Annotated in this window: 13 protein-coding genes; 3 read left to right on the forward strand and 10 right to left on the reverse strand. The window is 37.1% G+C overall.

Annotation, left to right across the window (positions count from 1 at the left end):
• Window positions 1-109: 109 nt before the first annotated feature.
• Entirely contained in the window at window positions 110-1009 is a 900-nt protein-coding gene (locus COD92_RS06260) for a helix-turn-helix domain-containing protein (RefSeq protein WP_098995950.1), read from the reverse strand.
• 313 nt (window positions 1010-1322) lie between these two features.
• Here COD92_RS06260 and COD92_RS06265 point away from each other — a divergent pair, with 313 nt between their 5' ends.
• On the forward strand, window positions 1323-2981 hold the full coding sequence (locus COD92_RS06265) for a glycoside hydrolase family 43 protein (RefSeq protein ID WP_098995951.1): 1659 nt from the start codon (window positions 1323-1325) through the stop codon (window positions 2979-2981).
• Between the two features lie 21 nt (window positions 2982-3002).
• Window positions 3003-4295: an MFS transporter gene (locus COD92_RS06270; RefSeq protein WP_098528468.1), complete on the forward strand. Its 1293-nt coding sequence runs from the start codon at window positions 3003-3005 to the stop codon at window positions 4293-4295.
• A gap of 207 nt (window positions 4296-4502) precedes the next feature.
• Here the strand turns inward: COD92_RS06270 and COD92_RS06275 are convergent, their stop codons facing one another.
• Both COD92_RS06275 and COD92_RS06280 read right to left on the reverse strand, forming a co-directional pair.
• Window positions 4503-6023, reverse strand: a complete 1521-nt coding sequence (locus COD92_RS06275; protein WP_098995952.1) for a glycoside hydrolase family 43 protein — start codon at window positions 6021-6023, stop codon at window positions 4503-4505.
• Window positions 6020-7330, reverse strand: coding sequence for a glycoside hydrolase family 1 protein (locus COD92_RS06280; RefSeq protein WP_098995953.1), 1311 nt, complete (start codon window positions 7328-7330; stop codon window positions 6020-6022). Before COD92_RS06280 ends, COD92_RS06275 begins: the two co-directional genes overlap by 4 nt.
• Before the next feature lie 227 nt (window positions 7331-7557).
• Here COD92_RS06280 and COD92_RS06285 point away from each other — a divergent pair, with 227 nt between their 5' ends.
• Window positions 7558-8562 carry an AraC family transcriptional regulator gene (locus tag COD92_RS06285; protein WP_098995954.1) on the forward strand — a complete coding sequence of 335 codons (1005 nt, stop codon included), beginning with the start codon at window positions 7558-7560 and terminating at the stop codon, window positions 8560-8562.
• A 98-nt stretch (window positions 8563-8660) separates the two neighbouring features.
• Here the strand turns inward: COD92_RS06285 and COD92_RS06290 are convergent, their stop codons facing one another.
• From COD92_RS06290 to COD92_RS06320, 7 genes are all read right to left on the reverse strand, one after another.
• Window positions 8661-9971 carry an MATE family efflux transporter gene (locus COD92_RS06290; RefSeq protein ID WP_098995955.1) on the reverse strand — a complete coding sequence of 437 codons (1311 nt, stop codon included), beginning with the start codon at window positions 9969-9971 and terminating at the stop codon, window positions 8661-8663.
• A 94-nt stretch (window positions 9972-10065) separates the two neighbouring features.
• A complete protein-coding gene (gene nikE / locus COD92_RS06295) occupies window positions 10066-10875 on the reverse strand; it encodes a nickel import ATP-binding protein NikE (RefSeq protein WP_098995956.1) in 810 nt (269 codons plus the stop codon).
• Between the two features lie 28 nt (window positions 10876-10903).
• On the reverse strand, window positions 10904-11731 hold the full coding sequence (gene nikD, locus COD92_RS06300; RefSeq protein ID WP_098995976.1) for a nickel import ATP-binding protein NikD: 828 nt from the start codon (window positions 11729-11731) through the stop codon (window positions 10904-10906).
• Window positions 11732-11736: 5 nt separating this feature from the next.
• The gene (gene nikC / locus COD92_RS06305; RefSeq protein ID WP_098995957.1) at window positions 11737-12579 is read right to left on the reverse strand and encodes a nickel ABC transporter permease subunit NikC; all 843 of its coding nucleotides are present in this window, start codon (window positions 12577-12579) and stop codon (window positions 11737-11739) included.
• On the reverse strand, window positions 12576-13520 hold the full coding sequence (nikB, locus tag COD92_RS06310) for a nickel ABC transporter permease subunit NikB (protein WP_098995958.1): 945 nt from the start codon (window positions 13518-13520) through the stop codon (window positions 12576-12578). Before nikB ends, nikC begins: the two co-directional genes overlap by 4 nt.
• Before the next feature lie 17 nt (window positions 13521-13537).
• A complete protein-coding gene (nikA, locus tag COD92_RS06315) occupies window positions 13538-15163 on the reverse strand; it encodes a nickel ABC transporter substrate-binding protein (protein WP_098995959.1) in 1626 nt (541 codons plus the stop codon).
• A gap of 237 nt (window positions 15164-15400) precedes the next feature.
• Entirely contained in the window at window positions 15401-16306 is a 906-nt protein-coding gene (locus tag COD92_RS06320; protein ID WP_098995960.1) for an alpha/beta hydrolase, read from the reverse strand.
• Between the last annotated feature and the right edge of the window lie 38 nt (window positions 16307-16344).

Here is a 16344-nt window from a genome sequence, read left to right on the forward strand (position 1 = left end):
GAATCTAAGTCATTCAAACTTGTAGAAGTCTCATATGCCGTAAGGTAACAGGCCTGCCAAAACATAAATCAATTAGATGCGAGAAACATAAAAATATTTCCTTTATATTCTAAGCATTAGTTTTTTTACGAAATTCTGAAGGATTTAATCCAGTCCACCTTTTAAATTGTCTGCTAAAGTGAGAAAGGTTTTTATAACCTAAACGTTTTGAAATCTCATTTAAAGATATTTCTGGTTGTTGTAGTAAAATTTTAGCTTCTTGCAATTTTAAATCGGATAAATATCTTCGAGGTGACATATGATAAATTTTTTGAAAGACTTCTAATCCATAATTGGGGCTTATCCCAAGAGAAGCAATAATAGGTTGTATGTGGATTGTGTAATCTACATTTTCGTTTTTCTCTAAACATTTATTTTTAAAGGTCCACTTTATTGCTTCCGCAATTTCTTTTGCATATTTTGCTGTTGTCATTGATTGATTTATTCGTATGTCTGTGTTTTGCGGCTGTATATCTACCAAAACTTCTAATAACTTAAAGAGGACAACTTGTGCTCTTAATTTTGCTTTAGAAACTGATATATCTGGGTCCTCTAAAATGTCCATCCATTTTTGAACGCAATTATTTAACCTACTATGGTATGAATTGGAAGGTTTATAGACCCAATCACAGTTTTTCATTATTTTCATTCGTAAAGAAGGTTCGTCTATATCAAAATGAGCACAAAAATAGGTCATAGATTCAGTAGAGATACATTTATTGGTATGCTCAAATCCAGGAGGAATAAGGAGAATATCACCATTTTTAATTATATATTGCTCATTTTCGATAAATGTTTCTTGTGCACCATCTAATACAATTAATATCTCAAAAGCATGGTGGAATTCCTTAGTCATTGACCAATTTGAATAAACCGTTTGTTTGTGAGCACCAAAAAAACGTATATTCCAATCAATACGTGGGAGAATTTGTGTTTTACTACCTACAAAGCTATTTTTATTATTTTCCATTTTAAAGAGCCACCTTTGTTTTGGGTAAATTTAACCTTAATTGTACAATGGCATTTTCAGATAAATTGTTATTATAATATAGTCAAGCATTAGGAAACGCTTTCGTTATCAGATGATTAAACTTATATTCTCTATAATTTAGCGAGAGGTATGCTTATTATAGACAAAATAGAAAACGGTATCAATCTGTTGTTTTGGGATTTTGACTGTTTAGTAAAAAAAGGGTAAATAACTAGGTCGTAAAAAGGAAAGCGCTTATAAAGAACCACCTACTAAACCAAAAAAAACATTAGGCGCGAAAGGAACTAGAGAAATGACAATCATTAAAAATCCAATTATTCCTGGAATGGCACCAGATCCATCCATTATTCGAGTCGATGATGTATATTATATTGCTACATCCACTTTTCATTGGAATCCAGGCATACAAATTTTTAAATCAAAGGATTTAGCAAATTGGGAGCTAATTAGCTTCGTATTAAAAAAGGGTGAAGTGAATTTACGTGGTACGCATACTCCGGCTGGTATCTGGGCGCCACACTTATCCTATGATTCTTCCACGAACAAATACTGGCTAGCATTTTCTCACATGGCAAATATGGCAGGTCGTGAATTTAACGCAGACTCATATGCAATGTGGGCAAAAGATATAAATGGCCCTTGGTCAGAACCAATTTATATTACATCAATAGGTTTCGACCCAGCTATTTTTCATGATGAAGATGGAAAACATTATATCTCCATACTTGAATGGGAAATACGTCAAGGGTATCAAGCGCCTGGACATATAGTAATTGCCGAGTTTGATTTAGATAATGGGGAGATTATTGGTAAATGGAACCGAGTAACGCAAGGGTTTACCAGTCGTGGATGTGCTGAAGCACCACAAATATATAAATATAATGGCTATTACTATCTTATTATAGCTGCTGGTGGAACAGGCTATGCACATGGTGTAGAGATTGGACGTTCGAAGAGTATTTTTGGGCCATATGAACCACATCCATCAGGAGAACCGATTATAACATCTTCACCACGACATCTATTTTCACTTGGTGATCCAGATGCAGGACATTTTGAAATGTATAATCCAAATTCAATTATGCAAAAAGCAGGTCATGGTTCATTAGTTCAAACACAAACGGGCGAATGGTATATTGCTCATCTAATGTCCCGACCAATTGAAGGAACTCTCTCAAATCCATTAGGACGCGAAACGTCTATTCAAAAAATGAAGTGGACGGAGGACGGTTGGCTGGAAATGGAAGATGGATCAAATTTAGCAAAGATGGAAGTTGAAGGTATGAAGGGAGTTAATTTATCCACTAGATTATCTCATGATGTATTCGATCATTTTAATAACGAAAAATATAATGTGCATTTTATGACTCCTTATCGAAATCAAGAAGTTGATTGGGTAAATACGAATGAACGTCCAGGTTATTTACGTATTCACGGCGAGAATTCTTTCTTTTCACAAGTAAATCCAGCTATTATGGCAACACGTGCGACATCATTTAATTATGAAATTCAAACAAAAGTCGAATTTCATCCTGATCATTACTCAGAAACTGCTGGTATGGGGCTTTACTATGATTCAAATAATTGGATATATGTCCACTTAACTCATTCGGAATCATTTGGTGGAACAGTTTTAAGTTTACTACAGGCTAAATTAGGAGAGCGCATCGAATTTGTTAATAATACTATTACAGTGCCTGAAGGAGTAGTTGAGTTGGCGATTGTCTACAATTCTGGTGTAGCTGATATCTTTTATCGTTTGAGTGATAATATGGATTGGCAATTATTTGTAGATAAAATCGATGTTCTTTATTTGTCTGATGAAGGCGTTAACGGGGAACCAGGTGAAATTGGTGGATTTACAGGCTTGTTTAATTTTATAGGCTCGGTTGATTCTCATCAGCATGACTCATTTGCAGATTTTGATTATTATTCAGTAAAAAATTACTAGTTTCCAGAGAGGAAGTTTTACATGGCTATTCCACTAAAACATATTACCGAAACAACTGAAACATCGGAGGCACAAGTGAACACTATACCACTAAAACGTTTAATACCAGGATTAATTATTGGACCAGCTTCCTGGTTGGGACCCTATATTGCATGTGTAAGTTTATTTTTACCTGCGTTGATTCAGCATCTGGATGCCGATAACAAAATTAAATTAGTAGCATTATTTTCATCAGTAGCGATGATTACCGCAGCCACTTCTAATATGGTTGCTGGATATCTTTCTGACCGCACAAAGTCTCGTTTTGGAAAACGAACGCCTTGGCTAGTTTCCGGAGCATTCGTATTTATGTTGGCAATGATTTTTGCCTCAATAAGTACTACTATTCCTTTATTATTACTAAGTTGGATTCTAGGACAGGTTGCTTTAAACTTCATTGTAGCACCAATGGTTGCTTGGTTAGATTTAGCACCTGAAAGTGGTAAAGGAATAGCATCATCTGCTTATGGCGGCTTAGGTATGGCGCTCGGCAATAATGGTTTTAATATTATAGGAGCTATTTTTTTAGGGCAATACCGTTTAGGTTTTATCATTTTTGGTCTTATTACATTTATTGGCACATTGATTACAGCATTTATTGTCCGTGAGCCATCAAACTTGAACGAGAAATTAGATATATCAACATCAACTAAAAAAGAAAAGTTTTCTATAAAAGAAGTATTAACAATTTTTCCAAAGTGGTCTGTTGGTCGTGATTACTATTTGGCATTAATCGGAAAACTCTTCCAAGGGATTGGAAACTTTGCTATTACAGGTTATCTATTATTTATAATGACAGATTTTTTACACAAAAATACATCTGCTACACAACATTCTATACAATTAATTAATTTAATAATGTTGATATTTGGTATTGCTATGGGATTTATTGCTGGTCCTATTGCAGATAAGTTCAAATTATTAAAATTCCCTGTAGGCTTATCTACTATTTCATTAGGAATTGGTGCACTAAGCATTTTCTTTTTACAAAATGAAATCGGTATAATTATTTATGCTTTTATGGCTGGTTTGGGAATGGGAATATGGAATTCCTTGGATAACCTTTTAAATTTGAAAGTTATTCCTGATAAAGATCGCGTTGGATTTTTCTTAGGAATTTACAATTTAGGAAATACTGTAACTCAAGCTATTGCCCCAGTTATTGCTGCATTTATGATTTCAGCAATAGGATTTTCATCCATTTTTATAATGTCATTTATTTTCTCAATAATCGGAGGGATATCAATTCTATCAATTAAATCCGTATCTAGGTAATTTATTGTAAATTTAAGCTTAAAACTTCTCTTATCTTGTATCTGGTGCTTTAACTCAATAAGCATGTTCTAAAAAAGGCTTTATATGCAAGTTAATATTAATAACTTGTTTATAAAGCCTTATTATCTATACAAAAAACATACTGCTATAAGGATATGTCCACCACCGAGGCCATCTCTGCTCCCCTTTTTTACTTTTATAGAGAAATTATATAGAGTACTCAAACCAATCAAAATATGCAGGAGTACTCTTTTTCTGGCTATTTCCTGCTGCATAAAGTCCAAAATATACTCCAGTAAATCCACCAGCCACTTCAGTTGATAAGAGCAAACATTCTCCTGAACCTAATATAGTAGATTTCTCACCTGGCTGTTGATAGGAAAACGTATAATTTTTCGGATCGGCATTGACGGTTAGAATTATCACATCTTCTCCATATACATGCTCGGCCTCAACCTTCCAAAGTGATCCTATTCTTCTTCTTATAAAGACCTTCTTTACACCATCTCTCATTCCTAATGCGATTTCATAATGAAATCGCTCATTCATGAAGACAGTTAGCCCAGCCTCTTCCCCCTCCTCAGTTGGAGAGAATTCTAGTATTGTTGAAACTTTGCATTCGAAATGCTGCTGCCTGCGGCCTACAAACGCTTGAGATTCTAAACCATCCAAACTTGTTGAAGATCCATATAACGTAAGGTATCCAGGCCTTTCCGTTAAAGACCAGCTTTCCTCACTAGGATTACGCAGGAAATTCCAAGAGAAATCTAAAGCAGTCTCATTAAAATCATCTTTACAACTCAACTGTTCTTTGTTCTCTATCTTGAGTGTTCTTCCGTCCATTTCTAATTCGACTTGGGCCTCAATTATTGGCCAGCCTTCGTCATTCCAATCCACTGGTGCCAAAAAAGTTTCCCTGCCAAGATGATGATGCTTTCCGCTAAATGGAACGGGAGCAGGACGGATTCCTAAAAATACCGTCCACCAGCTGCCATCAATATACTGTACTAAATCAGCATGTCCAGTAGCTTGAATCGGGCTTGCACTGCTGCGATGGGTAAGAATCGGGTTATTAGGATGACTTTCAAATGGACCAAAAGGCTGGTTACTTCGGGCCATAGTCACCATATGTCCGTATTCAGTTCCCCCTTCTGCAATCATCAAATAATAATTGGTATTTATCTTATAGAGGTGTGGTCCCTCAGGATGGGCCCCGCCTGTACCTTGCCATATTAAGCGGCGCTCACTAAGAATCTCTCCTGTATCAACATCAATTTCAGCCTGATAAATCCCCGAAGATTCTCCACAAAAGATATCCTGTGTGCCGGTTAAATAGACCTTCCCATCTTCATCAAATAAAAGAGAGGGATCTATTCCAGGCCAATCCAGCCAAATTGGTTCTGACCAAGAACCTTCAGGTTTTTCAGTCCATACGATAAAATTTTTTCCGATTGTTAGATTCGTAGTAATCATATAAAATCGGCCATTATTATATCGAATGGTTGGGGCAAAAATCCCCATGGAACTCTTTGATTTGTGTAAAGGTAATTGACTATCACGAGTTAAGCAATGACCTATCTGTTTCCAATTGACAAGATCCTTGGAGTGAAAAAACGGTACACCAGGGAAGTATTCAAAGGAACTTGTAACTAGATAAAAATCCTCTCCTACTCTACAAATGCTGGGGTCTGGGTGAAAGCCGCTAATGACAGGATTTTTATATATCATATTTCGAATTCCCTTCTGTATAGATTTAATAGTTTTTCCGGTTCGTAATATACGGTGTTGTTCTTTGAGATCTCCCCTAACACACGTCCGCTTTCTTTTACCTTTCTCTCTTGTGTTTCACGATTTACTCCAATAATCCCAAAATGCGGATCATAGCCAAATGTCCATTCATAGTTATCAAATGTGGACCAATATAGATAACCCAGGACTTGAATCCCATCCTCAAGGCACGAATGCATCCCTTTAAGGCCACGTTGGATAAATTCAACCCGACGGCTATCATCATTTGTTGCAATTCCGTGCTCCGTTACCAGCACAGGGATATTTAACTCTTTGGCTACATTTCGAATCGTTCCTGCAAGTGCTTCAGGATAAAACTCATACCCCATCGCTGTCACTTCTGTTCCTTCTGCTAACGGAACTTGCCCTTCTGGACCATATACTTCACGTGTATAATTCTGTACGCCGATAAAGTCATCGCCTTCAATGATAGATTTAAATTGTCCAAAATAATCATGCCATACTTTTGCGGCCTGTTTGTCTCCACCCTCAATAGCTTGGATTTCAGGCAGCGCCAAGGAAAGCCCAACTTTGGTAGAAGGGTTAATTTTCTTCATTACTTCCCGTGCTTTGCGGTGCGCATCTTTCACTATTTCTAATGACTCCACATCGGAAGCCATATGGAAAGTAAAATATTGATCAATAGTTGTCCCGCATTTTGCGGCAGCCGATTCACGCCAGCCTGGTGCTGTCCAAGACTTGGCATCCATCCCAACAGGAGGCATAAAGTTCATATTAATAAATAATTCTTTTAACATGACTGGCAAATTGACTTCATTCATGGTCAATACATAAGGAATATCCTGACCAAACTCCTTGAATACGACCTCGCAATATTTTGCGAATAGGTCCGCAGTTTTAGGATTTTTCCAACCGCCAATCTGCATCAGCCATTGTGGTGAAGTAAAATGCATCATAGTTACCACTGGGGTAATATGGTTGTCGTAACATACTTTAATAACATCCCGATAATGGTCCAATTCTTTTTGAGAATATATGCCCTGTTCAGGCTCAATTCTTGCCCACTCGATGGAAAAACGATAGCTGTTAAGACCAAGACTTGCCATGAGTTCGATATCCTGTTTGTAACGATTATAGTGATCGACTGCATCTCCGGAATAATCTCTGTAAGGTGACCCTTCAGAATATTCTTCAGCCCACATATCGGATTTATCATTGTTTCCCTCAACCTGGTAGGCTGACGTAGCAGTTCCCCAAAGGAAGGAATTAGGAAAAACATATTTCATTTTCATTTACCTCCTGATCTCATAAAAAAATCAACCCTATTAAATTTAATAGTAGCAATCAATTACTGAAGATATAATGTTAAAAAACGAGTTAGTGATTGCTCGAATCATAGTTATTAATATTAAAAGCAAAAACTAGTATTATTGACTTTTTGTACTTATCGTAAAAATTTTTTATAATAAAGTTAAGAAATGATTACTCAAATCATTATTCATAGGGAGCATATATGGAACGACAAGAACTTGAAGGCTACTTAGATACCTTTCATTTAGGGCCAATTGATACCGAAAAAGTTTTAAAGGAGTATAATCCTCTAACGGTGGTGGTAAATGAAGAACCGGTATATCTATTTAATAAAGCATTTGATATAAACGATTCACCCATTGATGAGAACATTTCCATCTCTCAGCAACCATATGGCTCGGTTATTCCTCTTCATATGCATGATTACATTGAGTTGATGTTTGTCTACCGGGGAACATGCACGATACTAATAAAAGGAAAAAAGGTTAATTTGAATAAAGGGGAACTAATTTTCATTAACAAAGAAGTACCTCATAGCGTAGCTGCAACCACCAAAGATGATATTGTTATTAATATCATTCTGAAGCAAGACTATCTTTCACCGAGTTTTTTAAGAAGATTGTCACAGAAAAGCATTATCTCTCAATTCATGATCGAATCGCTCGTCAGTCATCGGAAGCAGAATCAATTTTTGATTTTTACACCTGAAGGCATTAAGGTCACGGAAATTATGGATAATATTATGTGTGAATTCTTTGACCGTGACTTCGGTTCTGCAGAAATTATCGATTCTTATTTAGTAGTCCTATTTTCTACATTAATTCGAACCAATAATATTCAGACAAGATATGAAGCCGTGGACAATAAAAACACTGTTTCTTTACTCGTTTTTTTGAAGTATATTGAGGAAAATTACCGGGACTGTTCGCTGGTTAAAATGGGTCAGACCTTTGGCTTTAATCCGAGTTACCTCTCCACTTTGCTTAAAAAAGGGACAGGGAAATCATTCAAAGAACTCCTTCAAATTCAACGGCTGAACCAGGCTGCTTTGTATCTCGCTAATTCTGATTTACCTATTCCTGAAATTGCCCAGGAAGTAGGATATTCAAGTGTTACCTTTTTTTATAAAAAGTTTAAAGAACTATTTAAGGAGACCCCGCATTGTTATAAGGAATTGCATAAACAGCAAGGGCTTAAGCACGACTAAACGTAAGAAAAGACCGCAGTACGATCTTTTCTTTAACTCTTACATCCGTTTAAGTTTATATTTTTACTGTTAAAAAACTTAAGTACAAACTATTGTTTTCATGTTGTTGATTCAAACAATTTCTTATTTAATCTAGGAGTATACATGATAAGAAATCCAGATCGTCCAATCGTATAAACGATGAAAGCCAGCCATAGGCCATGATTATGCCAGATAGATGTTACCGTAATTTGTAAAAGTATATAAACAATCATTGCGTAAATCATAGAGTTTCGAACGGGAGCAATTTCAGTTGCTCCTGTAAAAACACCATAAATGACAAGGCCAAAACATGCGGCAAAAGGGTAAAGGATTAGCCATGTTCCGTATGTAATTGAAAGTTCAATAACACTTGATAGATTGGTAAAAAGTGCAATAATTTGTTTTTGAAATAATCCATAAATACAAGCTATAACAAACGCGATAATGACCGACCATTTTTTTGATAAAGTAAGTGTCTTTTTATATAGTTCCTTGTCATTTGATCCTACCGCTTTACCGACAAGTATACTCGTGGCGTTCGCAAACCCCTCAAAGAAATAAGCCATTATGTAATGAATTTGAAAAAGAACAGCATTGGCAGCTAACAAGTCTGTTCCAAACGAAGCTCCTTTTGCTGTAAACATATTAATAACGACTAATAAACTAATTGTTCGAATAAACAAATCCTTGTTAACGTTAAACATCTTTTTCATAGACTGTGTATCTATTAGTTCTTGAAAGGATGGGAATTGCCACACAAATGGGGATGCCTTTATTATAATAAGTAACCCTACTATAGAGGCTGTCACTTCAGCAATCAAAGCGGCCGCAGCGACCCCTTTTACAGCAAAAGAAAAGACGTGGACAAAAAGAATGGCCAAAATCATATTCAAAACATTCATTAAGACTTGTAAAAATAATGATTCTTTAATCTTAGCCATCCCCATTAGCCAGCCAAGGATAACATAGTTCATCAATGTAAAGGGTGCCCCCCATATTCTGATTCGAAAATATTCTGCGGAAAACTGACTGACATCAGAATCAGCGGAAAACAATTTCAGAGCTAAATATTCAATTGGCCATTGAAGTAGAATAAAACAAGTTCCAACCGCAATAGCTAATAAAAAGGGACGAGATAAAGCAAGTATTCCTTGATCTGGGTCGCTTGCCCCGTTCGCTTGTGCAGTAAAAGCAGATGTACTAACCCGTAAAAATCCGAATACCCAATATAATGTATTAAAAATTAGAGTCCCTACTGCAACTCCTCCAATATAAGCTGGATCGGGAAGCTGCCCTACAACGGCTGTATCTACAGCACCTAACAAGGGCGTTGTCATTGTCGAAATTGTTAAGGGGATCGCCAAAGATAGGTACGCCCGATTATTCATTTGAAATAGCCTCCTTTTATTACTTTAAATAAAAACAATAGCCCCGATTTTGTAAAGGAAATCGAGGCACTTGAAACTGCGGTTACTTTTTAAATTAAGCACGTCTAACCGATCGAAAACGTGGGTACTCGGCAAGCATTGAATCCCTCATCTCTTTTACTACAGGATGTACTGAAGTAAAAAACTGATTTTTATCATCGTATAGCTCCACCAATTCTCCCTTTTCTAGTACACCTAATCTATCACTAATGGTATAGGCAGCTTTAATATCATGTGTAATAAAAAGAAACGATAGTCCGAAGTCTGCTTTTAACTGCTTTAGTAATTCCAAAATCAGGGTTTGATTCACCATATCTAGACTACTGACAGCTTCGTCCAAGACAATCAGCTTTGGCTTAAGTGAGATGGCTCTTGCAATATTGATTCTTTGCAGTTGCCCGCCGCTAAATTGATTGGGATATTTTTTTAAGTCCTCTTCACTTAGCCCTACCCTTTCCAATAATTCAATAACGGTCCGTTTTTGTTCAGAGAGAGTAAGCTTTTCAAAGTTCTCTAACGGCTCTGAAATAATTTGTTCCGCGGTCATTCGAGGGTTGACCGATGAATAGGAGTCCTGAAAGACTGCCTGGAGATCACGACGAATTTTTTGATAACTGTGCTTATCTGTGTTATAAATATCATGCCCTTGAAAAAGAACCTTTCCATATTGCGGCCGTTCCAAACCAAGAATCACTTTTCCTAAGGTACTTTTCCCAGCTCCACTCATACCAAGCAAACCTAAACAAGTTCCTTCCTCAAGAAAGAGAGAAATGTTGGAAAGTATTTTTTTAGAACGGTCTTTCCAGTTGATAAACTTTCGAGATCCGTAGCTATGAGTTAATTCATTTAATTGTAATAAACTCATTTTCTCCCCCCTTACAAAATGCCTATTTTTAAGCCAAATGGCTGACAGACTGATCGAATGGTAATACTGTTCGTGCACGTAAAAGTTTTTTCGTATATTCATGCTGTGGCTCATCAAATAGTTGGAACACGTCCGCTTTTTCTACGATTCGGCCATTCTGCATAACGGCAACTTCATCTGCCATTTCAGAAATGACCCCGAGGTCATGAGAAATTAATAATATAGCTGAGCCGAACTCAGAGCGAATTTTATCTAAATGGTACAGTACTTTCTTTTGATTATTTACATCAAGTGCGGTTGTCGGTTCATCAGCAATAATTACCGAAGGATGTAAGCATGCTGCAATCGCAATCATCAGCCGTTGAAGCATACCACCACTCAATTGAAAAGGATAGTACTTTAATAGTTTAACAGGATCTGGTAAGTTGACATGATGCATCGCCTCAATGGCCTGCTCTGTTGCTTGTTTTTTATTCCATTGTGTATGTGAACGAATCGTTTCAATAAATTGATGGCCAATTGTAAAAACAGGCGTAAAAGCATTCATTGGATTTTGCATAATAAAGGCTATATCCTTACCACGAATTCCACGCATTTCTTTCTCACCTAAACCGTTCAATTCATGTCCTTGTAATTTTATGCTCCCTGTAACTTTAGTGGTTTTCCGATCGAGCAGCTGAAGAATGGACATACTCGTAACGGTTTTACCGCATCCACTTTGCCCAACTAGACCAAGAACCTCCCCACGCTTCAGTTCAAAATTTATATCTTGAACGAGAGTGGCAGCCCCATTCTTTGTTTTTACCTCTACATGTAAATCTCTAACTTGTAGCACATTCGACTGTTCATTACCCAACATTCTCATTCCTTTTTAAAATCGCGTTTGACTCCGTAACGTTCTGATAACGCTTCTCCTAATAAATTGAAGGTAACAATAACAAGCATAATCATTAACCCAGGATAAATCATCAAGGCAGGGTTTGTACGAATATACGACTTTCCTTCGTGAATCATTGCTCCCCATTCAGGTGTTGGCGGTTGTACTCCTAAGCCGAGAAACGACATAGCGGATATGTCCATAATGGCCCAACCCATTTCTAATGTACCCATTACGACTAATGGAGGGAGTACATTGGGAACAATATGATTTTTAATAATCTTCCATTGAGAGGAGCCGCTTATTTTCGCGGCTGCAATAAAGTTTTGTTCCTTCAAACTTAGAACCATTCCTCGGAACATTCTTGCGTAATAGACCCATTGGACAAGCATTAGCGCCAAGATGACCTGTGAAAGTCCAGGTCCGAAAATACCAACCAAACCAAGAATAAGGATAAGACTAGGAAAAGCCATCACACCATCACAAAATCTCATCAAAACATGATCGACCCAGCCGCCTTTATACCCTGAAAAGGTACCAACGATTAAACCAATCACTAAGGATGAAATGAAAATGAGCATGGCAAAACCTAATGAAATTCGTGCCCCATATAAAAGGCGTGATAAGTTACATCTTCCTAAATGGTCGGTTCCTAATGGAAATTCCCAAGAAGGAGGCTGTAGTTTATAAACTAAATTGACCGCAGTCGGATCATTTGGTGCTAGCCAGGGGGCAACTATCGCCATAATAAAAAGTATACCTAGAATCATCGAACATATAGGAATCACTTTTTGACTTATGAATTTTTTACGTATACTAGTTATCATAAGCGATTCCCTTCTTTCCTGGATATGCGCGGGTCAATATACATTTGAATAAGATCCACAATCAAATTACTAACAATAAATAAGCTAGCTGCAATAAACACATAACATTGAATGACAGGTATATCACGGTTAAAAATTGCTTCAATAAAATAACGACCAAACCCAGGCCAAGAAAATACGGTCTCCACGATAATCGTTCCCGTTAACAGTTTTCCAAGATTCATCCCTAGTCCCGTAATCATTGGTGAAATGGCGATCCTTAAGACATGCTTGGCCATTATCGTTTTTTCCTTAATTCCCCTTGTTCTTGCGAAAAGCACATAGGGCTCTTGTAAATTTTCTAGGATGCTCGTCCGCAACAATCTTGTATACATCGCAATTAAAGGAAGAGCTAGTGTTACGGAAGGAAGAACAAGATGCTGCCATGTCCCAATCCCCTCAACTGGGAAAAGGTCCAGTTTTACTGAAAAGAAAAAAATCAAAAGATAACCTAACCAAAAAGATGGAATGGAGGCCCCCACAAATGAGAGTATACGACTAAAATGATCAATCGCACTGTTCTTCTTTACCCCTGCCAAAAAGCCAAGGGGGATACTGACGAGCACCGCTATGAATAAACTTCCTAAAGCTAGCTGGATGGTCGCAGGAATTCGGTAAATAACCTCGTCCCAAACGGGCTTATTCGTAAGATAAGATATGCCAAAATCAAGTTGGCATATCTTCATAATAGAGTTTACATACTGCATAAAAAATGGTTGATCTAAACCAAACTCATGTCTTTTTTGGGCCAAAATCTCATCGGTCGGTTCGATATGAGCTACTGTTAAATAGGCCTCGGCCGGATCCACCGGAGAAAAGTGGATCATCCCGGTCGTTAAAAGTGCGGCCAAAAGAAAAACCGGGATAATGGACATTATTCGTTTTATTATAAAAGTGCCCATAATAGCCTCCTACCTTCTTACTGCTTGATACTAATTCCTGTGAATGGATTTTCGTCACGATTCGCAGAGAAATGGAAGTTCGTGACATCTTTTTGATAAATCGCTGTTTTCTTAATATATGAAATAGGAACAATTGCTCCCTGGTCTTGCAGTGATGTTAAAACAGATGTGTAAAGCTGTTGACGTTCTGCTTCGTCAGTTGTCTGGGGAATACGTGCGATTTTCTTTAGTAATTCCGCTTTGTTCGGATAGGCTGAAATGGCTTCATTAAAACCAAATCCTTCTTTAGCCACAATGTTTATAAATGTATGCGGATCATATGGAGCACCATAGTTACTAAAGAAATTAATATCAAAGTCATTATCTTTAAATCTTTGAACCTGATCCGCCAGCTCTACCCCCGTAATATTTAATTTAACACCAATGGCTGCCCATTCTGATTGTAGTGTTTCTGCCATTGCTTTTTGAATGGATTCTGCTGAATCGTACATCATCTCAATTTCTAGCGGTTGTCCATCTTTTTCACGAACTGTTTTCCCTTTAGGAAGTTTCCAGCCTGCCTCATCCAATAACGCTTTTGCTTTTTTTACATCATAATCAGTTGATTTAACATCAATATTGGAAGTGTAAGGCAAGTTTGTTGGTAAAATAAAATCGGCTGCTTCTTCTAGTCCCGAAGTAATTCCTTCTACCATTGCTTCCTTATTAAAGCCATAATGTAGTGCTTGACGGACACGCTCATCGGAAAGCTGTTTTCTATTAGTATTCATAACAAGCTGTCTTGTCGCTACTGGCTCAGAAATACTAGCTTCGTAGTTACCAGTTGATTCCAATTGTTTGAAGGCGTCTAAACTAATAACCCCTTCTCCGTAAATTAAATCTATTTCACCTTTTTCAAAGGCTAGTACTCTCGTTTCTGCATCAGGAATCACTTTCACTTGAATTTTTTCTACTTTCGGAAGCTCACCCCAATAGTTTTCGTTGCGTTTGAAAATCGCATATTCATCCGCTTTATACTCTTCTAAAATCCATGGGCCTGTTCCAACTGGCTTCTTAATCCCTTTTGAAGTATCACCATCTTCAGGGAATCCAGCTTCACCTAAGAAACGAACTGGTCGAACAACAGCGAGCTCCTGAATCGTTGGATAATAGGCTTCAGTTAATGTCATTTTAAACGTATAATCGTCGACAACTTCCGTACTTTGAATTTTTGAAAGAAAACCCAACCAGCTATGTAGATCCATATGATTCAAAATGGTATCAAAATTCTTTTTCACAATTTCAGCATTAAAACTTGTTCCATCAGAAAATTTCACATCTTTACGCAGATGAAATGTATATACTTTTCCGTCTTGAGAGATGTCCCATGATTCTGCTAGATGAGGTTTTAACTCGCCTCCTTCTCCGTAGCTTACTAATGGTTCATATACCATGGACTGAGCAAATAATTGTGATGGATTATAAACATGCGGATTCATTTCGCCCACATCTCTCGCCCAAGCGATTGTAAGCATGTTATCCTTTTTATTCTCCGAAGTTGCATCCTTATCACTAGCGTTGGTACAACCAAGTAATACTGTTGATAATAGTAAAATAAAAACAGAAGTTAATAAAAAATTCCGACTATTTATGATTTTAAACATATAACTTCCTCCTAATTGATGTTGATAATCATTTTCAATTGTAAGAGCATCACAGAGTCTTGTCAATGTAAAATTAGGAGCTTTATATTTTTTACCCACTTCATTAACAGTGCTAATAAATAAAAAAGAGCCTGTATCCATAATTACTTGGTAATTAAAGATTCAGGCTTTTATTTTCATTATCCATTAATGTTTATATATATTTAACGTAATGGATGGTTTTTTATATTTTATAATCTATCTAAAATGCTTTTTCAACCAACTATGAGCTAAATCAAACCAAACCTTGCATTCTGGGTTTATATGACTTGCATCCCCTGCAGTGGTCTTATCACAAAGTGACAATCCATGTACACCGCTTTCAAAAACATGCAGCTCATACGGAACTTTATGTTTTGCCAACATAGTTGCAAATCGTAAAGAATTCTCTGCATAAACCAGATCATCGTCAGCAGTGTGCCAGATAAATGTTGGCGGTGTTTGCGATGATACATAGTTTACTGGACTAACTTTTGAAAGTTGTTCATCACTAGGATTAGAAGTACCAAATACAGCTTTACCTGAAACCTCCCAGAATCCTTTAATAAACTCATTAGCATCTGTTTCAACCTTCTCCTTCATTAACTGATAATCTACTAGAGGATATCCAAGAATAACTGCATTAGGCTTGAACACTTCATTATCAACATTAAACTTCTCATTTAATAAGCTGTTATTCCAATGGACACCAAGGCTGGCTGACAAATGAGCGCCGGCTGAAAAACCACAAACAGTAATTTTATTTGTATCCACTAACCACTTTGATGCATTTTCGCGGATGATGAGCATAGCCTTTGCTAGATCAAACAATGGCTGCGGATAAGCTGATTTCTCATTAGGAGCAGGGAGATTATTGAAATCTTGAATCTTCTCCTTAAAATAGGTCGTATAGCGAAGAACAAACGTATGATATCCGAGAGAAGCGAACCGCATAGCCACCGGTTCAGCCTCACGATCCGAGGTCCCTAGATATCCACCGCCTGGGCAAATCACGACCGCAGGGCGCAGCTGGTCCTTTTGAAATTCCATCGAGTTATTAAGAATATAAGTATGTAAGGTGACTGTTTCACTATCATCCCAAACTTGGATTTTTTCAATTAGCATTTAATCTTCTCTCCCTTGATAAATTTCCTATATTTTCT

Source organism: Bacillus sp. AFS037270 (assembly GCF_002585305.1).